The 20725-nt window shown below is 64.6% G+C and carries 20 protein-coding genes; 14 read left to right on the top strand and 6 right to left on the bottom strand.

Annotated elements, in window-relative coordinates; all coding sequences use genetic code 11:
- Positions 1 to 52: 52 nt before the first annotated feature.
- The 7 genes from miaB to ASG11_RS08475 all read left to right on the top strand — a co-directional run bounded on the left by miaB (position 53) and on the right by ASG11_RS08475 (position 6211).
- Positions 53 to 1393: a tRNA (N6-isopentenyl adenosine(37)-C2)-methylthiotransferase MiaB gene (miaB, locus tag ASG11_RS08505; protein ID WP_082472676.1), complete on the top strand. Its 1341-nt coding sequence runs from the start codon at positions 53 to 55 to the stop codon at positions 1391 to 1393.
- 257 nt (positions 1394 to 1650) lie between these two features.
- Positions 1651 to 2649 carry a PhoH family protein gene (locus tag ASG11_RS08500; protein WP_055777738.1) on the top strand — a complete coding sequence of 333 codons (999 nt, stop codon included), beginning with the start codon at positions 1651 to 1653 and terminating at the stop codon, positions 2647 to 2649.
- Between the two features lie 45 nt (positions 2650 to 2694).
- Complete coding sequence (locus ASG11_RS08495) at positions 2695 to 2949, top strand: type II toxin-antitoxin system VapB family antitoxin (RefSeq protein WP_055777734.1); 255 nt, start codon at positions 2695 to 2697, stop codon at positions 2947 to 2949.
- The gene (locus ASG11_RS08490) at positions 2946 to 3341 is read left to right on the top strand and encodes a type II toxin-antitoxin system VapC family toxin (RefSeq protein WP_055777731.1); all 396 of its coding nucleotides are present in this window, start codon (positions 2946 to 2948) and stop codon (positions 3339 to 3341) included. The genes ASG11_RS08495 and ASG11_RS08490 overlap by 4 nt, the downstream gene beginning before the upstream one ends.
- Positions 3341 to 3850, top strand: coding sequence for an rRNA maturation RNase YbeY (gene ybeY, locus ASG11_RS08485; protein ID WP_055777728.1), 510 nt, complete (start codon positions 3341 to 3343; stop codon positions 3848 to 3850). Before ASG11_RS08490 ends, ybeY begins: the two co-directional genes overlap by 1 nt.
- 8 nt (positions 3851 to 3858) lie before the next feature.
- Positions 3859 to 4770 (top strand): hemolysin family protein, encoded by a 912-nt coding sequence (locus ASG11_RS08480; protein WP_055777725.1) that lies wholly within the window; start codon positions 3859 to 3861, stop codon positions 4768 to 4770.
- Positions 4771 to 4882: 112 nt separating this feature from the next.
- Entirely contained in the window at positions 4883 to 6211 is a 1329-nt protein-coding gene (locus ASG11_RS08475) for a PQQ-dependent sugar dehydrogenase (protein ID WP_055777720.1), read from the top strand.
- Positions 6212 to 6218: 7 nt separating this feature from the next.
- On the opposite strand, the gene ASG11_RS08470 is transcribed toward ASG11_RS08475, so the two are convergent.
- Positions 6219 to 6521 (bottom strand): polyhydroxyalkanoic acid system family protein, encoded by a 303-nt coding sequence (locus ASG11_RS08470; protein WP_055777717.1) that lies wholly within the window; start codon positions 6519 to 6521, stop codon positions 6219 to 6221.
- A gap of 10 nt (positions 6522 to 6531) precedes the next feature.
- Positions 6532 to 6948 (bottom strand): VOC family protein, encoded by a 417-nt coding sequence (locus ASG11_RS08465; RefSeq protein WP_055777715.1) that lies wholly within the window; start codon positions 6946 to 6948, stop codon positions 6532 to 6534.
- Between the two features lie 126 nt (positions 6949 to 7074).
- Here ASG11_RS08465 and lnt point away from each other — a divergent pair, with 126 nt between their 5' ends.
- From lnt to ASG11_RS08445, 4 genes are all read left to right on the top strand, one after another.
- Entirely contained in the window at positions 7075 to 8694 is a 1620-nt protein-coding gene (lnt, locus tag ASG11_RS08460; protein WP_082472675.1) for an apolipoprotein N-acyltransferase, read from the top strand.
- Between the two features lie 87 nt (positions 8695 to 8781).
- Positions 8782 to 9999 carry a methionine adenosyltransferase gene (metK, locus tag ASG11_RS08455; protein ID WP_055777709.1) on the top strand — a complete coding sequence of 406 codons (1218 nt, stop codon included), beginning with the start codon at positions 8782 to 8784 and terminating at the stop codon, positions 9997 to 9999.
- Between the two features lie 9 nt (positions 10000 to 10008).
- The gene (gene trmB / locus ASG11_RS08450; RefSeq protein ID WP_055777706.1) at positions 10009 to 10689 is read left to right on the top strand and encodes a tRNA (guanosine(46)-N7)-methyltransferase TrmB; all 681 of its coding nucleotides are present in this window, start codon (positions 10009 to 10011) and stop codon (positions 10687 to 10689) included.
- Positions 10690 to 10888: 199 nt separating this feature from the next.
- Positions 10889 to 11464, top strand: coding sequence for an FxDxF family PEP-CTERM protein (locus ASG11_RS08445; RefSeq protein ID WP_055777704.1), 576 nt, complete (start codon positions 10889 to 10891; stop codon positions 11462 to 11464).
- 222 nt (positions 11465 to 11686) lie between these two features.
- Here ASG11_RS08445 and ASG11_RS08440 read toward each other — a convergent pair whose 3' ends face one another.
- Entirely contained in the window at positions 11687 to 12781 is a 1095-nt protein-coding gene (locus tag ASG11_RS08440) for a GNAT family N-acetyltransferase (protein WP_236697430.1), read from the bottom strand.
- A 92-nt stretch (positions 12782 to 12873) separates the two neighbouring features.
- Between ASG11_RS08440 and ASG11_RS08435 the strand changes: the two genes are divergently transcribed.
- On the top strand, positions 12874 to 13335 hold the full coding sequence (locus tag ASG11_RS08435; protein WP_055777698.1) for a DUF2721 domain-containing protein: 462 nt from the start codon (positions 12874 to 12876) through the stop codon (positions 13333 to 13335).
- A 123-nt stretch (positions 13336 to 13458) separates the two neighbouring features.
- Here ASG11_RS08435 and ASG11_RS08430 read toward each other — a convergent pair whose 3' ends face one another.
- Positions 13459 to 15018 (bottom strand): amidase, encoded by a 1560-nt coding sequence (locus ASG11_RS08430; protein ID WP_055777695.1) that lies wholly within the window; start codon positions 15016 to 15018, stop codon positions 13459 to 13461.
- 829 nt (positions 15019 to 15847) lie between these two features.
- Positions 15848 to 16384, bottom strand: a complete 537-nt coding sequence (locus ASG11_RS08425; RefSeq protein WP_055777692.1) for a hypothetical protein — start codon at positions 16382 to 16384, stop codon at positions 15848 to 15850.
- Between the two features lie 123 nt (positions 16385 to 16507).
- On the opposite strand from ASG11_RS08425, the gene ASG11_RS08420 reads away from it, so the two are divergent.
- Both ASG11_RS08420 and ASG11_RS08415 read left to right on the top strand, forming a co-directional pair.
- Positions 16508 to 17776, top strand: a complete 1269-nt coding sequence (locus ASG11_RS08420; protein WP_055777689.1) for an MFS transporter — start codon at positions 16508 to 16510, stop codon at positions 17774 to 17776.
- 50 nt (positions 17777 to 17826) lie between these two features.
- Positions 17827 to 18234: a PRC-barrel domain-containing protein gene (locus tag ASG11_RS08415; protein WP_055777686.1), complete on the top strand. Its 408-nt coding sequence runs from the start codon at positions 17827 to 17829 to the stop codon at positions 18232 to 18234.
- A 15-nt stretch (positions 18235 to 18249) separates the two neighbouring features.
- Here the strand turns inward: ASG11_RS08415 and uvrB are convergent, their stop codons facing one another.
- A complete protein-coding gene (gene uvrB, locus ASG11_RS08410; RefSeq protein ID WP_055777683.1) occupies positions 18250 to 20439 on the bottom strand; it encodes an excinuclease ABC subunit UvrB in 2190 nt (729 codons plus the stop codon).
- Positions 20440 to 20725 lie beyond the last annotated feature (286 nt).

The raw sequence follows: 20725 nt of genomic DNA, 5'->3' as shown, positions 1-20725 counted from the left end.
ATGCTGAAACAAGTTCAGCATGACGGCATTTGGGGCTAAGGGCGCTCTGATCATGACCGCTACCAAAAAGTCCCCCAAGACCTTCGCCGTGAAATCCTTCGGTTGCCAGATGAACGTCTATGACGGCGATCGCATGGCCGAACTGATGGCCGCGCAGGGCCTGACGCCCACGGATGCCGATGCCGCCGATCTGGTCGTGCTCAACACCTGCCACATCCGCGAAAAGGCCACCGAAAAGGTCTATTCGGATATCGGCCGCATCCGCAAAACCGCTGGCAAGCAGGGCCGTACGCCGATGATCGCCGTCGCCGGCTGCGTCGCGCAGGCCGAGGGCGCCGAGATCGTGCGCCGCGCCGGGGTGGACGTCGTGGTCGGCCCGCAGGCGTATCACAACCTGCCCGATCTCGTCGCAAAGGCCGCGCGCGGCGAAAGCGCGCTCGATACCGACATGCCGGTCGAAACCAAGTTCGGCCACCTCCCCGCGCGCCGTCGCGTACCGCCCTCCGCCTTCCTCACCGTGCAGGAGGGCTGCGACAAATTCTGCACCTATTGCGTCGTGCCCTACACCCGCGGTGCCGAAGTCAGCCGCCCATGGAGCGCGATCGTCGACGAGGCGAAGGCCTTGGTCGATGCCGGCGCGCGCGAGATCACGCTGCTCGGCCAGAACGTCAACGCCTGGACCGGCACCGACGCCAAGGGCCGCGACGGCGGCCTCGACGCGCTCATCCGCGAGCTCGACCGTGTCGATGGCCTGGCGCGCATCCGCTACACCACCAGCCACCCCAACGACATGACGCAGGCGCTGATCGACGCGCACGCCGATGTCGAAAAGCTCATGCCGTTCCTGCACCTCCCCGTACAAGCCGGCAGCGACCGCATCCTTAAGGCGATGAACCGCAGCCACAGCCGCGATTCCTACCTGCGCATCCTCGATCGCGTCCGCGCCGCGCGCCCCGATATCGCGCTGTCCGGCGACTTCATCGTCGGCTTTCCCGGCGAGAGCGAGGCTGATTTCGCCGAGACGATCAGCTTGGTCGACGAAGTGGCGTATGCCCAGGCCTTCAGCTTCAAATATAGCCCCCGCCCCGGCACCCCGGCCGCCGGCATGGAGGACCAGATCGCGCCGGACGTCATGGACGACCGCCTGCAACGCCTCCAGGCCGCGCTCAACCGCGATCAGTCCGCCTTCAACGCCGGCGTCGTCGGCCGCACGTGCGAGGTGCTGATCGAACGCAAGGGCAAGCTGCCCGGCCAGATGCTTGGCAAGTCGCCCTGGCTGCAATCGATCCACCTGCTCACGGACGCGCAGGTCGGCGATATGGTCGAGGTCGAGATCACCCGCGCCGATCCCAATTCGCTGGCCGGCCTCGAGCGGGTACGGGTGGCAGCCTGATCGATGCGCTCTTGCGGCAGCGCCGGCGCTTAATTGTCGCGCGACGGAAAAGCCGCTGTCCTACACGCTCGGGCTCTGTCAAACTCGGTGTCGGATGAAGCCGACTCGTCTCTTCAGTGTCGCCCGCGACAGCCGCCGCTTCGCTTCACCTGCCTGCTCGTTTCGCGTGAACTTGTGTGAACTTCGGCGCGCCCGATGCACCATTGCGACGTCTGGACCCACTTCTTATCTCCTTTCCTCCGTTTCAAAGGAATTGCATGAGCCGCAAGCCCGTCCCCGCTGTATCCGGTGAACGCAGCCGCGCCGAATTGGTGTTCGATCGCCCGCAACTCATGTCCCAATTGTTCGGAGAGTTCGATCAGAACCTCCTGCAGCTCGAAAGCCGGCTCGGCGTCTATATCACCGCGCGCGGCAACAAGGTCGGCTTGGAAGGTCGGGCGGAAGCGGTGGCCGAGGCGCGCGATGTCCTGCAGGGGCTCTATAACCGCATCTCGCGCGGCGAGCGGATCGATCAGGGCATGGTCGATTCGGTGATCGCGATGTCCGCCGAGCCGACCCTCGCCGGCATCCTGCGCGCCGAAACCGGCGGCGCGCCCAGCGTCATGATCCGGACGCGCAAGAAGACCATCGTTCCGCGCACGCTCGCCCAGGCACATTACATGCGCGAACTCGTCACCAACGACATCATCTTCGCGCTCGGGCCGGCCGGCACCGGCAAGACCTATATTGCCGTCGCGCAGGCCGTTTCGCAGCTCATCACCGGCAGCGTGCAGCGCCTGATCCTGTCGCGCCCCGCCGTCGAGGCGGGCGAGAAACTGGGGTTCCTGCCCGGCGACATGAAGGAGAAGGTCGATCCGTACCTGCGCCCCTTGTACGACGCGCTGAACGACTGCCTCCCCGCCGAACAGGTCGAACGCCGCGTCGCCAGTGGTGAGATCGAGATCGCCCCGATCGCCTTCATGCGCGGCCGCACGCTGGCCGACGCCTTCATCATCCTCGACGAAGCGCAGAACACCACCCCGGCGCAGATGAAGATGTTCCTCACCCGCTTCGGCGAGAACAGCCGCATGGTCGTTTGCGGCGATCCCAAGCAGACCGATCTTCCCGGTGGCATGAACGCCAGCGGCCTTAACGACGCGGTCGTCCGTCTCGACGGGGTCGAAGGCATGTCGATGTGCCGCTTCGGCGCTGGCGACGTCGTCCGCCACCCGATCGTTGGGCGCATCGTGGAAGCCTATGAGGGCGTGGATTCTTGATGGCGGGATATCCCTGGTCTATATTGGGGATATACGGAGGCGATAATGGCATCTCTCTATATCAAGAATCCGGACACGGCCGACTTGGCACGTGAGATAGCGGAACGGATGGGCACGAGCAAAACCGCAGCGGTTCACGACGCATTGGTGCAGCGCAAACGGGCGCTGGACGCCGATCAAGGGGGGAACATTCACGAGCGCATGAAGGCTTGGCGCGCGGCGCATCCCTTGGGTGAGCCGACCGGGCTCGAAGCCGACAAGGCGTTCTATGATTCCTTGAACGACGAGGATGAGGATTGATTCTTTTCGTCGATGCATCTGCGATGGTCGCGATGATGACCGATGAACCAGATGCTGCCGATATCGAGCAGCGTTTCGGGGCGGCGGATGAGATCTTGTATTCTCCGATGTCGGTGTGGGAAACGGTTCGCGCGGTTGCAAGAAAACGTGGGGTCGCCCTTTCACTCGCCCGGTCCGACGTCGAATCTTTCGTTCGGGAATTCGGCCTGCGAGCCGTTACGATCGGCGAGGCGGAAGGGCGCACGGCAATTATCGCACACGAAAAGTACGGCAAAGGCAACCATCCCGCCAACCTCAACATGGGCGACTGCTTCGCCTATGCCTGTGCCAAGGCCAACGATGCCCGCTTGCTCTATAAGGGCAACGACTTCGTCCACACGGACCTCGCCTGATGCTTGAAACCGCACTCTCGATCGAAGCCCCCTGGCCCGACACCACCGACTGGGACGCGCTGGCCCTGCGCGCCGCCACGGCGGCGCTCGAGCGAACCATGCATGGCGAGTGGCTGACGTTGCCGGTGACGATCGAGGTGTCGATCCGCCTCACCACCGACGACGAGGTGCAGACGCTCAACGCGCAGTACCGCCAGAAGGACAAGCCGACCAACGTGCTGTCCTTCCCGATGGTCCAGCCCGACCTGCTCGACGGCGTCGCCAACACCGATGATGGCGAGGTGCTGCTCGGCGACATCGCCTTGGCCTACGGGGTGTGCGAGCGCGAAGCGGCGGACAAGGGCATTTCGGTGCAAGATCACGCCACGCATCTGATCGTGCATGGCACGCTGCACCTTTTGGGCTATGACCATCTCGAGGATCATGAGGCGGAAGCGATGGAGGCGATCGAAATCGATGCCCTGGCCGCGCTCGGTCTCGCCGATCCGTATCTTATACGTGAGGACTGACACACAATATGCCCGAGGGGGACAGTAGCAGCGGGGCTGCGGACGGATCGAACGAAACCAGTATCTGGCGCGGGCTGAAGGCGATGATCTTCGGCCAGCCGGGGGACGAATCGCTCCGGCACCAGCTTGAGGAGGCGATCGACGCGCATGAGGACGATCCGGCGCCCGATGCCAAGGGCGACCTTTCGCCGCTCGAACGCACGATGGTCCGCAACCTGCTGCACTTCGGCGAGCGCGACGCCGGCGATGTCGGCGTGCCGCGCGCGGACATCGTCGCGATCGAGGAGAAGACGCCGTTCGCCGATCTGGTGACGATCTTCGCCGAAGCCGGCCACAGCCGCCTGCCGGTGTACCGCGAGAAGCTCGATACGATCATCGGCATGGTTCACATCAAGGATGTGTTCGCGATCCTCGCCACCGGCGCCCCGCATCCCGAAACGCTCGACGCGTTGATCCGCCAGCCTCTGTTCGTACCGATGTCGCGCGGCGTGCTGGATCTGCTCGCCGACATGCGCGCCAGCCGCGTGCATCTGGCCGTGGTGCTCGATGAATATTTCGGCACCGAAGGCCTGGTCACGATCGAGGATCTGATCGAGGAGATCGTCGGCGATATCGAGGACGAGCATGACGACGCGCCGGAGGCGATGCTCGTGCCGCTCGACGGCGGGGCATGGGACGCCGATGCCCGCGTCGAACTGGAGGATGTCGGCGAAACCGTCGATTCGCGTCTGGCCGAGGTCGAGGAGGATATCGATACGCTGGGCGGTCTCGCGGCTCTGCTCGCGGGCCATGTGCCACAGGCGGGCGAATGCATCGATCACCCCAGCGGCTGGAAGATCGAGGTGGTCGAGGCCGATACCCGCCGCGTCCACCGCCTGCGCCTGCATCCGCCGGTGCCCGCACCGGAGACGGACGAATAACCCTTCAGGGCACGGGCAAGGAATCATCGGCGTTCGGGGAATGGCGGTAGGGACTTGGGCTGCGGCCTTTTAGCCCTTCCGTCCCGGCGCACGCGCTCCTACCTAGGTCTTTATGCGCAAACACATTCTCATCATTGTCGGCCTGATCGTCCTCGTGGTCGCGGGGCTGATCTTCTGGTTCACCCGTCCCGACAAGGCGCAACTCGATTTCGCCGCTGTCACGGGTGCCGCACCGACGATCGGTCAGCCGCGCGCGCAACTGATTCCTACGGTCAAGGTCGCCGATGCGGTCGGTTGGAAGGACGGCCAGAAGCCGATCGCCGCCGCCGGACTGAGCGTCGCGCCGTTCGCCACCGGGCTCGATCACCCTCGCTGGCTGTATCGCCTGCCCAACGGGGATGTGCTGGTCGCGGAAAGCAACTCCCCGCCCCGCAAGGGCGGCGGAATCACCGGTTGGGTGATGGGTGTGCTGATGGGCAAGGCCGGTGCGGGCGTGCCCTCCGCCAACCGGATCACGATCCTGCGCGATGCGAATGGGGACGGTGTCGCGGAACGCAAATCCACCTTCATGATGGGTCTCAATTCGCCCTTCGGCATGGCGCTGATGGGCGACTGGCTGTACATCGGGAATACCGACGCGCTGGTCCGCGTGCCCTACAAGACCGGCGATATCTCGATTACCGCCAAGCCGGAAGTCGTCGTGAAATTGCAGGGCGGCGGCAATCACTGGGCACGCAACGTGATCGCCGATCCCGATGGCAAGACGCTGTACGTCACCGTCGGATCGTCGAGCAATATCGCCGAAAACGGACTGGACCGCGAGAAATTCCGCGCGAACATTCTTCAGGTCTATCCCGAAGCCAAGACCTACCGCATCTTCGCCGCTGGCCTCCGCAACCCCAATGGCCTGGCGTTCGAACCGCACAGCAAGCAGCTCTGGACCACTGTCAACGAGCGCGACATGATCGGGTCCGATCTCGCGCCCGATTACATGAGCCAGATCGAACTCGGCGATCACTTTGGGTGGCCATGGTATTATTGGGGCGGCTACCCCGATAAGCGCGTCGAGCCCGGCAATCCCGCGCTTCAAGAGTATTCCAAGCGCCCGGATTACGCACTGGGGCCGCACGTGGCGGCACTCGGACTGGCCTTCGCCAACGACGCGAAGCTGGGAGCGAATTTCGCCAACGGCGCGTTCGTCGGCGAACACGGATCGTGGAACCGTTCGCCGGTGTCCGGCTACAAGGTCGTGTATGTGCCGTTCGGCTCCAACGGTTTCCCGGCCAAGGGCGCGAAGCCGATCGACGTGCTGACCGGCTTCCTGAACAAAGGCGGCGCGGCGCAGGGACGTCCGGTCGGCGTTATCACGGATCGCACGGGCGCGCTGCTGGTGGCGGATGACGTCGGGAATGTGGTCTGGCGGGTAAAGGCGGCAAAGTAAGCGCCTTTCACTTCAAAAGCTTGGGCGCTTCCTTGGCCAGTTTCTCACGGATCTTGTCCGCGAACAGCGCGAGGAACGGCGGCAAGTCGATCACCGCGTGAACCTTGTCCTCGAATATCTCGACCCGGCTTGCCACCCGTTGCCCCATGCCCTCGATCGTGAAGTGCAGCGTGTCGCCGTCCCAGCGGTGATCGGCGACCACCCCGCCCGGCACCACGCCGGCGATCTTGCCGACGCCGCGATCGAGCTTGGCGCGCACGCCCTCGCGGCCCTGTTGATGGGGGATGTCCATGGTGATCGGCTGGGTCATGCAAACTCTCTCAGGTGGCGAAGATCATCGCGTCATCGGGAAACGCCTTGAACTCCAATGCGTTGCCGCTGGGGTCGCGAAAGAACATCGTCGCCTGTTCGCCCGGTTGGCCCTTGAAACGGATATGTGGCGCGATGCCGAATGCAATCCCCGCCGCCGCGACACGGTCTGCCAGCGCCTGCCAATCCGGCATCGTGAGCACGACACCGAAATGCGGCACCGGCACGTCGTGCCCATCGACCGGATTGGACACCGCGACGGGCCGCGCGGCGGGATCGAGATGCGCCACGATCTGGTGGCCGAACAGGTCGAAATCGATCCAGCTTTCGCTGCTACGACCCTCGGCACAGGCCATCACGCCGCCATAGAAGGCACGCGCGGCGGCCAGATCATGGACGGGAAAGGCGAGATGGAAGGGGCGGATCATTTGAACGGTGATAGCCTATCCTTTCCGCCACGGGGAAGGGTTGAAGGGGTAGGTCGCCAAAACGGCGCCTGCGGCCGCCGACTTCTAGGATCTTGATGGCCAACCCGTCCCCTCCGTCATCCCCGCATGCCACCTCTCGTTCCGGGGAGGATTGTGCGGCCCAGCATTCCCGGCGATAGCGCCCGGGTGAAACGCTTCGTCCTGCTCATCTCCCTCACCCTCGGAGCGGTTGCCGCAACCGGTTTCGCGCCGCTCGACTGGTGGCCGGTCACGCTCGCTTGCCTCGCCGCGTGGCTGTGGCTGGTCCATGACGCCCCCACGCTGAAACAGGCGCTGCTCCGCGGGTGGCTGTTCGGCGTCGGGCATTTCACCATCGGCAACGGCTGGATCCAGAAGGCGTTCACGTTCCAGGACACGATGCCGCACTGGCTCGGCTATGGCGCGGTGGTCGCGCTGGCCTTGTATCTCGCGGTCTATCCGATGCTCGCGGCCGGGCTGGCATGGCGACTGGCGAGCCCGCGATCGACCGGAAACCTGGCAAGCCGGCCCAGCGCAGGTTTCGCCCTGGTGTTCGGCGCAGGCTGGATCATCACCGAATGGCTGCGCGCCACTCTGTTCACCGGCTATCCCTGGAATCCCCTGGGCGTCGTTTGGCTGCCGCTGCCCGGCGTGGCGCACGTAGCGGCATGGTTCGGCACGTATGCGCTGTCCGGCGTGACGGTCGTCATCGCTGGTTTGCTGTTACCGTTGGCGTGGCGGCGCTGGAAGCCGGCCCTGTTCGCGATCCTGCCGATTGCCGTGCTCGCGACGAACGGCCTCGTGATCGGGCAAACACCCACCACAGCCGATCCCAAGGCGCCCCGCGTCCGCATCGTCCAGCCCGATCTCGGGCAGGAGGAACGCCCGCAGGACGATTATGCCGAGATGAACCTGGAGGCCTTGCTCGCGCTGATCGGCAAGCCAGGCCCCGCCCCGCGCCTGATCCTCTGGCCGGAGGGCGCGGTGCGGTTCATGCTGGAGGATGGCTATCCACCGGAGGCCTATTGGCTCGGCTATGCCTCCACGACGCGGCGCCGCATCGCCGCCTTGCTGGGCCCGAACGACGTGGTGCTGACCGGTGGCAACGCTGTGCAGTTCGACAAGGCCGGCGAGATGGTGTCCGCCACCAATGCGATCTTCGCGATCGATCGGCAGGCGCGCATCGTCGGGCGGTACGACAAGGCGCACTTGGTGCCGTACGGCGAGTACCTCCCTGCCCGCCCGATCCTGTCGCGGCTCGGGCTCAGCCGTCTGGTGCCGGGCGACATGGATTTCCTTGACGGCCCCGGCCCCCGCGGCATCGCCCTCCCCGCCTTCGGCTTGGTCGGCATGCAAATCTGCTACGAGATCATCTTCTCCGGCGAGGTTGTCGACCCCGCGCACCGCCCGGCGGCGATCTTCAACCCATCGAACGAAGCATGGTTCGGTCCGTCGGGACCGCCGCAGTTCCTCGCACAGGCGCGCCTCCGCGCGATCGAGGAGGGACTGCCCGTGCTGCGGGCGACGCCGACCGGCATCTCGGCGATCATCGGGCCCGACGGGCGTCTGCTTGCCACGGTCCCGGCCGACACCGCAGGCGCAATCGAATTGGCCCTGCCCGCACCGTATCCGCCGACGCTGTTCGCGCGCCTCGGCAACTGGATGGCCGGCCTCGTCGTCGTGCTTATCCTGTCGTTGGCAATTGCCATCCGCCGCCCGCGCGGCTAGTGGCCGTCATATAAGGAAAGCTTTATATGCGGTTCCGGCGCGCCCGGCCCCGCATCCAGGCCGCCATATCAAGCTAAGGGTTATCAGATGCGCGCTTCGTTTCTCTTCACCTCCGAATCGGTTTCCGAAGGTCATCCCGACAAGGTTGCCGACCAGATCAGCGACACGATCGTCGATCTGTTTCTCGCCAAGGACAGCCAGGCGCGCATCGCCTGCGAGACGCTGACGACCACCCAGCTCGTGGTGTTGGCCGGGGAAATCCGCGGCAAGGGCATCTACGAAAACGGCGAATGGGCGTCGGGCGTGCTCGAAGAGATCGAGACCGCCGTACGCAACACGGTCAAGGAAATCGGCTACGAACAGTCCGGCTTCCACTGGGAAAGCTTCCGCTTCGAAAACAACCTTCACGGCCAGTCGGCGGAAATCGCGATGGGCGTGGACGAAGGCGCGAACAAGGACGAAGGCGCCGGCGACCAGGGCATCATGTTCGGTTACGCGACCGACGAGACGCCGGGCCTGATGCCCGCCACGCTGTATTACAGCCACAAGATCCTCGAGCGCATGGCCGCCGATCGCCATTCGGGCGCCGCGCCGTTCCTGGAGCCGGATGCCAAGAGCCAGGTAACGCTGGAATATGAGAACGAGAAGCCGGTGCGTGCCACCGCTTTGGTCGTCTCGACCCAGCACAAGCCGGGCTATTGCCTGCAAGGCGATAATGCCGATCCCGCGCTGTACGAAAAGCTTCACAGCTATGTCTCGGGCGTCCTCAAGGACACGCTGCCAGAGGGCTTCATCAGCGACGCGACGGACATCTACATCAACCCGACCGGTGCGTTCGAGATCGGTGGACCGGATGGTGACGCGGGCGTGACCGGCCGCAAGATCATCGTCGATACCTATGGCGGCGCAGCGCCACATGGTGGCGGTGCGTTCTCGGGCAAGGATCCGACGAAGGTCGATCGTTCGGCCGCCTATGTCGCGCGCTATATGGCGAAGAACGTCGTCGCGGCCGGCCTTGCCCGTCGCTGCACGATCCAGTTGAGCTATGCGATCGGCATCGCCGAGCCGCTGTCGCTCTATGTCGATCTGCACGGCACGGGTACGGTGGCGGAAGCCAAGGTCGAAGAGGTTCTGCCGAAGCTCGTGCGCCTGACGCCCAAGGGCATCCGCGAGCACCTGAAGCTCAATCAGCCGATCTACAAGCGGACTGCCGCTTACGGCCATTTCGGTCGCGAACCCGATGCTGACGGCTTCACCTGGGAGAAGACCGATCTCGTCGATGCGCTGAAGGCCGCCGTCGCCTGAAGCTGCCCGTTGAACGATCCGATCACCATAAGGCGACTTTACGGCCGCCGCCAAGGGCATAAGCTTCGCCTCGGCCAGTCCGCACTGGTCGAAGATTTGCTGCCGCGTATCAGTGTACCTGAAACCGGCCCGCTCGATGCGCACACGCTGTTCGGCGATGAGCGCCCGCTTCAGGTCGAGATCGGCTTCGGGGCGGGTGAGCATCTCGCCGGCCAGGCTCTTGCCAATCCTGGAACCGGGTTTATTGGCTGCGAACCATTCCTCAACGGGGTGGTGGGCGCGCTCAACCATGTCCGCGACGGCGACCTGACCAATGTGCGCATTCACATGGGCGATGCTCTGGAAGTTGTCGAGCGGCTGCCCGATGCCAGCCTCGACCGGCTGTACCTGTTGCACCCCGATCCATGGCGCAAGGCTCGGCATGCCAAACGGCGCATGATCAATCACGGCCCGCTCGACCTGATCGCCAAGAAGCTGAAACCGGGTGCCGAGTTTCGCCTCGGCACCGACGATCCGACCTATTGCCGCTGGTCGATGATGATCATGAACGCACGTAGCGATTTCGTCTGGCAGGCTCGCGAACCCCGCGATTTCCTTGATCGCCCCGCCGATTGGCCCGAAACGCGCTACGAGCGCAAGGCACGCCGGCAGGGCCGCGAGGTGTGGTACTTCCGGTACATCCGTATTTAGGTCATTCGGCTCGGGTCAATCGGACGATGTCGGTGACTTTAGGGCGCCCCAGACAGGCTGTCGCTGTCGCTTACACCCATACACTGCACTGCAGCAAAAACGGCGGAAAATCGAGACTGGCACGAGTCATGCTACTTGCCCGACCGAGTATGAGTATCACCACGGGGATCTTCCCCGGCAATCGAGAAGGGGCTGCATCATGAGCTTCATGTCCAAGATCACCACTGCAGCAGCCGTCGCTGCGTTCGCCGTCGCAGCCGCACCGGCTGCAAATGCCGCCGTCGTCTACACGGTCATCGGCGACACCAGCGGTGGCCCGACGTTCAATCGCACGCTCGCCGGCACCCCGCCGACCGGCCTGTCGAGCGCCGGCACCGCAGTTGCTTACAACACGTTCCTGTTCTCGCCGCTGGCGTCGGGCAGCTACACGTTCCTGCTTACCAGCACGACGCTGAACTACGACCCGTTCCTGGCGCTCTATGCTGCGCCGTTCAATCCGGCGTCGCCGCTGACCAACGTGATCATCGCGAACGACGATCTCACGGGCCTCACCGACTCCGGTTTCACGGTCAACCTGCTCGCCGGTACGGTATACACCGCCGTCATCGCGGGCTTCGACAACCAGGACTTCGGCACGTACACGCTGACCATCGCCAACGCGACGGCGGCTGTTCCTGAGCCGGCAACCTGGGCGATGATGATCGCAGGCTTCGGCATGGTCGGCTTCGGCATGCGCCGTCGCGCCAAGCCGTCGGTTCGCGTGACCTACGCCTAAGTCTCGGAGTTAGTATCGATAAAGGGCCGCCGCCTCGCGAGAGGTTGGCGGCCTTTTTCGTTTGTTCGCCTTTTCCGAGCTGGCCTCGGGATTACGAGCTTTAATTCGATCCTCTACCCTGCCCCCATCGACGGTATCGTCTGGCGAGCGTTGCCGCCTCCGACGATCGGACAAGGCGACTTCACCTATTTCAAGCGCCGCGTTGATGGGGACCCTGGGATCCTAGCTTTGGGTCACCTCGACATGACCGCTGCGTTCCCAGACGTGGCGCAACGCGCGCCCGAGCATCGCCGGCAGGCCGGGCCTTACCAACAGCCAATCGCGGATCGCCGGCCCTCGCTCCGCGCCGATCACCTGTTTGTAGCCGCTATCGCCGGCCCCCCAATCGACCATCTCGATCCCGTCCTCCATCGCGCGCACCAGATTGCGGTAATAGAGGAGCTTCCCCGGCGAATGTTTGGCGAAGGCAGGGTCGTAGCTGTTGGCGACGGCGTATTTCAGTCCGCCGGCGTTGATGTCGAACGAGAAGGCCACCGGGACGCCGTCGATGCGAAGCAAGGCCGTCCACATCATGCCCGCCAGCACCGGATCCGTCGCCGCGCCCCGCCAAAAAGCGCCGTGGCCGGCGGCAGTGAACTTGGCGTCCGAGCCGTCGGTACGCACGGCGATCCAGCTTTTCCGCTCAATGCTCGCCGAGGCGTCGAACGCGTCCGCGGTCAGCGCCTCGCCGGACAGGAAGTGCCAGTCCAGCGGACCATGGTCGGCAAGATGCTTTTCGTGGAAACGGTTCTTCTTCAACGTCGAAGTCCGTGGCCAGGTGCCCCCTGCCCGCGCCGCGGTCATATCGAGCAAATAGCTGTGCGCGACGAACCGGTCGAGCACCGCCCAGCCGCCGGCCCGCGCCGCCGCCAGCAACGGTGCGGCGGCGGCATCGCCGTCATAGACCGGACCGATGCGCAGCGCGTTGACCTCGTCACCCAGCGCGCCGAGCAAGGCGGCATAGGCATCCGTGCCGGCGCTTGAACTCGCGGGGAAACTGCGGAACGGCCAGTAGCTGCCGGGCACCGCGGCCAGTCGCGCCGGGCCGGGGCCGAAGCCGACCATCGGCAACGCGATCACCGGCTCGCCATCCGCCTCGACCACGATCGTCCGCGCCCGTCCGCCATAAGCCGAAAGCGCGGCGGCAAACCATTGAAAGCGCAGGAAGCGATGGCTCGCCGGGCTGCTCTCCGCGACGAGGTCGATCAGCCCGGACAGGCCGTCCAGCGCCACCGCGCGCGTGGCGGGCGGCAGGCGTTCGAATTCGGAAAGCGACATCGGGGCATTCATGGGTCCGCGCCATAGCCGATCAGGCGTTACCAACCGGTTCGCGCTTGACCGGGCACGCGCCCGCCCCGCACAGTCGTGTGATGTTCTCCTTTCCCGCTGTCACCACCATCGCGCAGACGATCCAGCTTTCGCTGAGCCCGGTTTTCATGCTGGCCGGGATCGGCGCACTGCTCAACGTGCTGGCCGGGCGGCTCTCTCGAGTGGTCGATCGCGCGCGGGCGGTGGAGCAATTGCACCCGCGCTCGACCGGCCCCGAGCACGACCGGCACGTGTGGGAATTGCGCCTGCTCAACAAGCGCATGTCGGTGATCAACGCAGCCCTGGTCCTTGCCGTGTCGAGCGCGGTGATGACCTGCTTGGTCGTCGCGCTTTTGTTCGTTGCGGAACTGGTGAAGCTGCACATCGGCACGATCGTCGCGGTGTCGTTCATTCTCGCCATGGCGCTGCTGATCTCCGCGCTGGCCGCGTTCCTGCTCGAAGTGCGGATGTCGCTAAACGCGATCCGCATCCGCGAGGAATTGCTGGAGCGCGACCGGCGCTAAGCCGCCCGCCAAGGCCTCCGTTCGCCCTGAGACTGTGGAAGGGCGTGAGCCAGTCCCGCAGAAGCGTTTGTGGGATGTACTTCGCCAGGCTCGGCGAACGCGTCTGATGTCGGCACCTCCCATTCACCGCACCCCGTCCAGCCCCCGCCCCGCATCCGCGACCGGAAGATAGCGCGGTGCCGCGCGTTTGCGGCTCGCTTGCTCATAAGCATAGCCCGCCTCGATCACTGCCGCGTCGCCATAGGCCGTAGCAATGAACGACAGCCCGACCGGCAAGCCCTTGACCAGCCCCATCGGCACGGTGAGATGCGGATAGCCGGCGACCGCGGGCATCTCGCTCGCGCTCGGACCCGTAGAATGATCGCCCGACACGCTGTCGCTCAGCCAGGGCAGGCCATAGGTCGGCTCGACCAGGATCGTCGCCTTGGCGGATTTGAGCATCGTATCGATCCCTTCCGCTCCGGCCAGCCGCAAGGATTTCGCACGCGCGCCGAGATACTCCGCATCGGACACGCCGCGCGTCTTCGCCGCCATCACGAAGATCTCCTGCCCGAAAAACGGCATTTCGGTCGCGGCGTTGGCCGCATTGAAAGCGATCACCTGATCCAGCGTCCGCGTCTTTACCGTCGCGGGCGTGGTCGCGAGATAGGCGTCGAGATCGGCCTTGAGTTCGGTCTTCAGCACGTCGAATTCGGCATCGCTCAGCCCATCGGCCTTGGGTGGCTCGACATCCACCAGCACCGCGCCGGCCTTTTTCAGATCGGCCAGTGCCGCGTCATAGACCGGCTTCATCGCCGCCGGCATGTCCGGCCGCAGCACCGCGACGCGCACGCCTTTCAGCGCCCCCGCCGATAATCCTTTGGCATAATCGCGCGCATATCTGCCCGCGCCTGCCGTCGCCGGATCGGCCGGGTCCGCGCCGACCATGGCCGAGAACAGGATCGCCACGTCGCGCACGCTGCGCGCCATCGGGCCGGGCGTGTCCTGGCTGTGGCTGATCGGCCCGACATGCGTGCGACTGACGAGGCCGATGGTTGGTTTCAGCCCGACCAGCCCGTTCATCGACGACGGGCAGACGACCGAGCCGTCGGTCTCCGTGCCCAGTGCCGCCGCCGCGAAGCTCGCTGCGACGCTGGCGCCCGAGCCGCTGGACGAGCCGCACGACGTGCGGTCCAGTGCATAGGGATTGCGCACCAGTCCGCCGATCGCGCTCCACCCGCTCATCGAATTGGTCGAACGGATATTGGCCCATTCGCTGAGGTTGGTCTTGCCCAGGATCACCGCGCCCGCCGCGCGCAGATTGGCGACGACCGGCGCATCGCGGCGGGTCACGTTATCCTTCAGCGCCAGGCTTCCGGCGGTCGTCGCGATCGGATCCAGCGTCTCGATATTGTCCTTGATCAGGATCGGCACGCCATCAAGCGGGCCGAGCGCCTTCTTCGCCCGCCGCCGAGCGTCGCTCGCCCGCGCCTGCGCCAGCGCGTCGGGGTTGATCGCGATCACCGAGCGCAGCGTCGGCCCGGCGCGATCCATCGCGGCGATGCGCGCGAGATAGGCGTGCGTGATCGCCTCGCTGCTCGTGCCTCTGGCCATGTCGACCTGAAGGTCGGCGATCGAGCGCTCCTCGACCGTCGTCTGGCCGATGGCCGGTGCGGCGAAGAGAAGGGTGCCGGCGAGCAACATGGGCAAACGGGATGGACGAATCATGATCGATCTTTCGAGCCGCCCGGCCTGCCGCGCGAAGGTTGAATATGCTGAGGTGTCGGCGCTGTGTTGAACGGCCGGAACGACATGGGGTCCATGGCCCGAAGGTGACATGGAACCTGCCGTGTAGAACAGCGAAATTTGCGAGAGTCGGCCGCCCCGTCTCTGCCGATCGAATGGCCGTCGAGATGAACCGGTGGGACGCTCGGAGAACTGAAGGGGAGCGGCCCCCAGTCGGGTCCGGGCTGACGGAAATCGGCACCCGTCGACACTTTCGCCGAAACAAGCGATCGATGACCGCCCAACCGCAAAAATGAAAAGAGGCTGCCGGGGGTCTTGCGACACCCCGGCAACCTCCTGACATGGTCAGCGGCCGGAAGCTCCAGCTTGGAGGACCATGCGAACAGCCAGACTCCGATAGGCGGGGGCGTTGTCTGGGGGAGAATACCCCCCGTCCCGCTATCGATGGGTTACCCCGTAGAGCCTAAGCGTGCGTCCCCCGAACGAACTGAACCGACCCCCTTGCTGAACCATGAGACATCGGATCACCTCCTTTCGCATTGTTGAAACGGCGTACCCTGCCTTGGGTACGAAATGGAATGTGAGTCATTTGCGGGTGCGATACAAGTCTTGTAATTGCAGATATTTTCCGCGACATTCCTGGGCCGCCGAAATCGCCTGAAGGGGTATGGCGCGTTCTATTTTATCGCCCTCATCCTGAACTTGTTTCAGGGTCGATCGCCTCTCTCGAGGAACGGTCTGATGCAGGGCCTTCGTCAGGATGACGGCAGTTTTGCGAGGAACACGGTCAGCGGCGGCAATCTTCCGTCACGCGTTCGATCTCGGGCCAGGCGGGGATGACCAGCGTCGGTGCCCCTTCCTGCTGTACCACGAAACGCCCGCGGCTGAAGCCGATCGCTTCGAGCAGGCCGTCGCGCGGCGCGAGCGCGGCGGCGACATAAGCGGGCGTGCCGCCGGTCGGCTGGACGGCGAGCGTGCGCAGCAGCGTGGAGGTGCGGATCGCCAGCGGCGCGGTCACGCTTCCGGCGCGCGACAGGTAGATCGCGTTCGCCTGCACGTCGCAGCGGATGGTGAATTGCGCTTCCGCACCGGGCACGCCGAACAGAGCGATCGAGCCGCGCGCATCCTGCCGATAGACCCAGTCGCCCGGCGTGTACGGCCAGTCGCGCCAATCCTGCGCCAACGGCGTGGGTTCGGGCAGCGGCACGACCGGGGACGGCGCGGGGCGCTGCACCGGGCGCGGCGTCGGCTTGGGCGCTGGGACGCAGGCGTTTAAGCCGGCGATGAAGGTGAGGGTCGCGAGGGAGCGGATCGGCAGGCGCATCGCGACGCTATGCGCGAACCGGCGGGTCGGCTCAACCGTGCGGCGCGAAATGCCTTCCCTTGCGCGCCCGGTTGCGCGACGGGTGCGGTAGGGGGAAAACCCGTGGGAGGGGAAGCGGGACGCATGGATACCAAGCGGCTGAAATCGATCGTCGGCGGATCGGCGGGCAATCTGGTCGAATGGTATGATTGGTATGCCTATTCGTCGCTGTCCTTGGTATTCGCGGCGACTTTCTTTCCCAAGGGAGATCTGACCGCGCAATTGCTCGGCACGGCAGCGGTGTTCGCGGTCGGCTTCCTGATGCGACCGATCGGCGCGTACGTCATGGGCCGCTATGCCGACACGCATGGGCGCAAGGCGGGGCTGGCGCTGTCGGTCGGGCTGATGTTCGCCGGCTCGATGATGATCGCATTGGTGCCGGGCTATGCGACGATCGGGGTCGCGGCGCCGGCGATCCTGCTGCTCGCGCGGATGTTGCAAGGCCTGTCGGTCGGCGGCGAATATGGCGCGAGCGCGACCTATCTGTCGGAGATGGCGACGCGGAAGAATCGCGGTTTCTGGTCGAGCTTCCAATATGTGACACTGATCGGCGGGCAACTAACCGCGTTGGCCGTGACGCTGACGTTGCAGGCGGTTCTGGACAAGGCGGACATGGCCGCCTGGGGCTGGCGCATCGCATTCGTCATCGGGGCGGTACTGGCGCTGGTCGTCTACGCGATGCGCCGCAATCTGGCGGAAACCGCGTCCTTCACGCGCCAGGCGAAAGATCGTCCGAAATCCGGCTTCGTCGCGCTGTGGAAGGCCCACCCGCGCGAGTTCATGCTGGTCGTCGCGATCAGCGCGGGCGGTGGCTTGGCCTTCTATGCCTATACCACATATCTGCAGAAATTCCTCGTCAACACCAGCGGCTTCGCGGTGCAGACGGCGACCCAGGTGATGACGGCGGCCCTCGTCGTGTATATGCTCGCGCAGCCGCTGTTCGGGCATCTGGCCGACCGGTTCGGGCGGCGGCCGATGTTGCTGACGTTCGGGATCGGCGGCATGGCGGTGACGGTTCCGGTGTTCAGCGCACTCGCGGTCGAGAAGAGCCCGGTCGTCGCGTTCGCGATCATCCTGCTGCCACTGATGCTGCTCAGCGCCTATACCTCGATCAGCGCGCTGGTGAAGGCGGAGCTGTTTCCGGCGCATATCCGCGCGCTCGGCGTCGCCTTCCCCTATGCGATCGGCAATGCCGCGTTCGGCGGGACGGCGGAATATGTCGCGCTCTGGTTCAAGCAGGCGGGGATGGAGGCGGGGTTTTACTGGTACATCACCGGCTTCCTCGGCGTCGCGACGATCGCCTTCCTGCTGCTGCCCGAAACCAAGCGGACCAGCCTTATCACGGAAGATTAGGAACCTCGCGCCCGTCTGGCTGTTACGATGCCGAACCGAAAGGATTTTGAATGTCCAGCACCGCAGAACCGACCCAGCTCCTGATCCAGTCGAACAAGACGGACACCATGCCCGTCCGCAGCCGCGACGGCGACAAGCTCGGTTCGGTATATGCGTTCATGGTCAACAAGCGCACCGGCCAGGCGATGTATGCGGTGCTGACGATCGGCGGGTTTCTGGGCATGGGCAAGGCGTATTACCCCCTGCCCTTCGCGCTGCTGTCGTTCGATCCGGTGGCGGACGTGTTCATCGTGACGATCGACCGCCGCGTGCTGGAAGGCGGCCCGAGCTGGGCGGCGAACCCGCCGGTGTTCGACCAGGCCTATGCCGACCGCGTGGCGAGCTATTACGGTGTAGGCAAGGAAGACCTTTCGCTTGAAACGCTCGCCTCGGACGTGCCGCCGCCTTCGGGATATTGAACGGCGGCGAGGGCTTCAGACCCGCCGGTTGCTTTTGAACTTCTGGCTCTTGCCGTAGCGGGTTTTGCGGGTGCCGGGCTTGCCTTCGTTGCTGCGGCCCATGATCGGCAGCTTTTGCTGATCGACCGGCAGGCCCAATTCCTCCTGTTCCAGCGCGCGGATCTCGTCGCGGAGACGGCCGGCGGTTTCGAACTCGAGGTCGGAAGCGGCCTTGCGCATCTGCTTTTCGAGATCCTCGATATAGGCGCGCAGATTGTGGCCGACCATGTGCGGGCGGTCCTCGTCGATCTCGATCGTCACCTGATCGCGCGATGCCACATCCTTGATGATATCGCCGATGTCGCGCTTGATCGTGGTCGGGGTGATGCCGTGCGCTTCGTTATAGACGCGCTGCTTCTCGCGGCGGCGATCCGTCTCGTTCATCGCGCGTTCCATCGATCCGGTGATGCGATCGGCATAAAGGATCACCCGTCCGTCGACGTTGCGCGCGGCACGCCCAATCGTCTGGATCAGCGAGGTCTCGCTGCGCAGGAAGCCTTCCTTGTCGGCATCGAGAATCGCGACCAGCCCGCACTCCGGAATGTCGAGCCCCTCGCGCAACAGGTTGATGCCGATCAGCACGTCATACACGCCCAGACGCAGATCGCGGATCAGCTCGATGCGCTCGAGCGTCTCGACGTCCGAGTGCATGTAGCGGACCTTCAGCCCCGCCTCGTGCATGAACTCGGTCAGATCCTCGGCCATCCGTTTCGTCAGGGTCGTGACGAGCGTGCGATAGCCGGCCTCGGCGGTCTTACGCGCCTCGACGATCAGATCCTGAACCTGCTCCTCGACCGGCTTGATCTCGATCGGCGGATCGATCAGTCCGGTCGGCCGGATCACCTGTTCGGCGAACACGCCGCCGGTCTGCTCCATCTCCCATGCGCCCGGCGTGGCCGAGACATAGGTGGTCTGCGGGCGCATCGCGTCCCATTCGTTGAACCTGAGCGGGCGGTTGTCGATCGCGCTCGGCAGGCGGAACCCGTATTCGGCGAGCGTCAGTTTGCGGCGGTGATCGCCGCGCGACATGCCGTTGATCTGGCCGATCGTCTGGTGGCTCTCGTCGACGAACAGCAAGGCGTTTTCGGGCAGATATTCGAACAGCGTTGGTGGCGGCTCGCCGGGCATGCGGCCGGTGAGGAAGCGCGAATAATTCTCGATCCCAGCACACGATCCGGTCGCGGCGATCATCTCCAGGTCGAAATTCGTGCGCTGCTCCAGCCGCTGCGCCTCGAGCAACTTGCCCTCCGGCACCAATTCCTTGAGCCGTTCGGTAAGTTCGAACTTGATCGCCTCCATCGCCTGTTTCAGCGTCGGCCCCGGCGTGACGTAGTGCGAATTGGCGAACACGCGGACGTAATCCAGCGACGCCACCTTCTTGCCGGTCAGCGGATCGAATTCCACGATCTCCTCGATATCGTCGCCGAAGAACGACACGCGCCACGCGGTGTCCTCGTAATGCGAAGGGAAGATCTCGAGATTGTCGCCCTTCACGCGGAAATTGCCGCGCTGGAACGCCGCGTCGTTGCGCTTGTACTGAAGTGCGACCAGCTTGCGCACGACCTCACGCTGATCGACGACCTGGCCCTTCTTGAGGTCGAAGATCATCGCCGAATAGGTTTCGACCGAGCCGATACCATACAGACAGGAAACCGAGGCGACGATGATTACATCGTCGCGTTCGAGCAACGAACGTGTCGCCGAATGCCGCATCCGGTCGATCGATTCGTTGGTCGAGCTTTCCTTCTCGATATAGGTGTCGGAGCGCGCGACATACGCCTCAGGCTGATAGTAATCGTAATAGCTGACGAAATATTCGACCGCGTTTTCGGGGAAGAACGATTTCATCTCGCCGTACAATTGCGCCGCGAGGATCTTGTTCGGCGCGAGGATCAGCGCCGGACGCTGCACCGCCTCGATCACCTTGGCCATCGTGAAGGTCTTGCCCGAACCGGTGACGCCGAGCAGCACCTGATCGCGCTCGCCCGCTTGCGTCTGCGCGACCAGTTCGGCGATCGCGGTCGGCTGGTCGCCGGCGGCGGTATATTCGCTAACGATCTTGAACGGCTTGCCACCCTCAAGCTTGTCGGGGCGATTAGGGCGATGGGGAACGAACGCCTGACCGGTTTCTGGTTCGTCGAGCGTGGTGCGTATCTGAATTGCCATGGAACGGAATATGGGGTGCGGGCGCGGGCGAGGCAACGCTTGGCGGTGACCATCTCCCCGATGTTCAAAGGCTTGTCCCATCGAGCATCCACGCGCAGCCTTGCGCAAGTCATGCGCTTCCGCGGCGCAGGCCGGGGCCGGGTCGGAACAGACGTGATTACGCTCACGTGTCTGAAGGTCGACGATCGGTGCTGTCCCCGGCTTCGCCGAAGAGGTGCAAGGCTGCGTGCAGCCCTTGACCCTCCCAAAACCTCGCGCTAATTGCGAATGCATCGCAATATCTCCA

Origin of the sequence: Sphingomonas sp. Leaf357 (assembly GCF_001423845.1) — a bacterium.
Taxonomy (GTDB): Bacteria; Pseudomonadota; Alphaproteobacteria; order Sphingomonadales; family Sphingomonadaceae; genus Sphingomonas.
This window is presented reverse-complemented; position numbering and strand designations above follow the sequence as displayed.

Bases quoted from the DNA above. Each gene is read 5' to 3' on its own strand.
- miaB (WP_082472676.1), top strand. From the start codon at position 53: ATGACCGCTACCAAAAAGTCCCCCAAGACCTTCGCCGTGAAATCCTTC.
- ASG11_RS08500 (WP_055777738.1), top strand. From the start codon at position 1,651: ATGAGCCGCAAGCCCGTCCCCGCTGTATCCGGTGAACGCAGCCGCGCC.
- ASG11_RS08495 (WP_055777734.1), top strand. From the start codon at position 2,695: ATGGCATCTCTCTATATCAAGAATCCGGACACGGCCGACTTGGCACGT.
- ybeY (WP_055777728.1), top strand. From the start codon at position 3,341: ATGCTTGAAACCGCACTCTCGATCGAAGCCCCCTGGCCCGACACCACC.
- ASG11_RS08480 (WP_055777725.1), top strand. From the start codon at position 3,859: ATGCCCGAGGGGGACAGTAGCAGCGGGGCTGCGGACGGATCGAACGAA.
- ASG11_RS08475 (WP_055777720.1), top strand. From the start codon at position 4,883: ATGCGCAAACACATTCTCATCATTGTCGGCCTGATCGTCCTCGTGGTC.
- ASG11_RS08470 (WP_055777717.1), bottom strand. From the start codon at position 6,521: ATGACCCAGCCGATCACCATGGACATCCCCCATCAACAGGGCCGCGAG.
- ASG11_RS08465 (WP_055777715.1), bottom strand. From the start codon at position 6,948: ATGATCCGCCCCTTCCATCTCGCCTTTCCCGTCCATGATCTGGCCGCC.
- lnt (WP_082472675.1), top strand. From the start codon at position 7,075: ATGCCACCTCTCGTTCCGGGGAGGATTGTGCGGCCCAGCATTCCCGGC.
- metK (WP_055777709.1), top strand. From the start codon at position 8,782: ATGCGCGCTTCGTTTCTCTTCACCTCCGAATCGGTTTCCGAAGGTCAT.
- ASG11_RS08445 (WP_055777704.1), top strand. From the start codon at position 10,889: ATGAGCTTCATGTCCAAGATCACCACTGCAGCAGCCGTCGCTGCGTTC.
- ASG11_RS08440 (WP_236697430.1), bottom strand. From the start codon at position 12,781: ATGTCGCTTTCCGAATTCGAACGCCTGCCGCCCGCCACGCGCGCGGTG.
- ASG11_RS08435 (WP_055777698.1), top strand. From the start codon at position 12,874: ATGTTCTCCTTTCCCGCTGTCACCACCATCGCGCAGACGATCCAGCTT.
- ASG11_RS08430 (WP_055777695.1), bottom strand. From the start codon at position 15,018: ATGTTGCTCGCCGGCACCCTTCTCTTCGCCGCACCGGCCATCGGCCAG.
- ASG11_RS08425 (WP_055777692.1), bottom strand. From the start codon at position 16,384: ATGCGCCTGCCGATCCGCTCCCTCGCGACCCTCACCTTCATCGCCGGC.
- ASG11_RS08420 (WP_055777689.1), top strand. From the start codon at position 16,508: ATGGATACCAAGCGGCTGAAATCGATCGTCGGCGGATCGGCGGGCAAT.
- ASG11_RS08415 (WP_055777686.1), top strand. From the start codon at position 17,827: ATGTCCAGCACCGCAGAACCGACCCAGCTCCTGATCCAGTCGAACAAG.
- uvrB (WP_055777683.1), bottom strand. From the start codon at position 20,439: ATGGCAATTCAGATACGCACCACGCTCGACGAACCAGAAACCGGTCAG.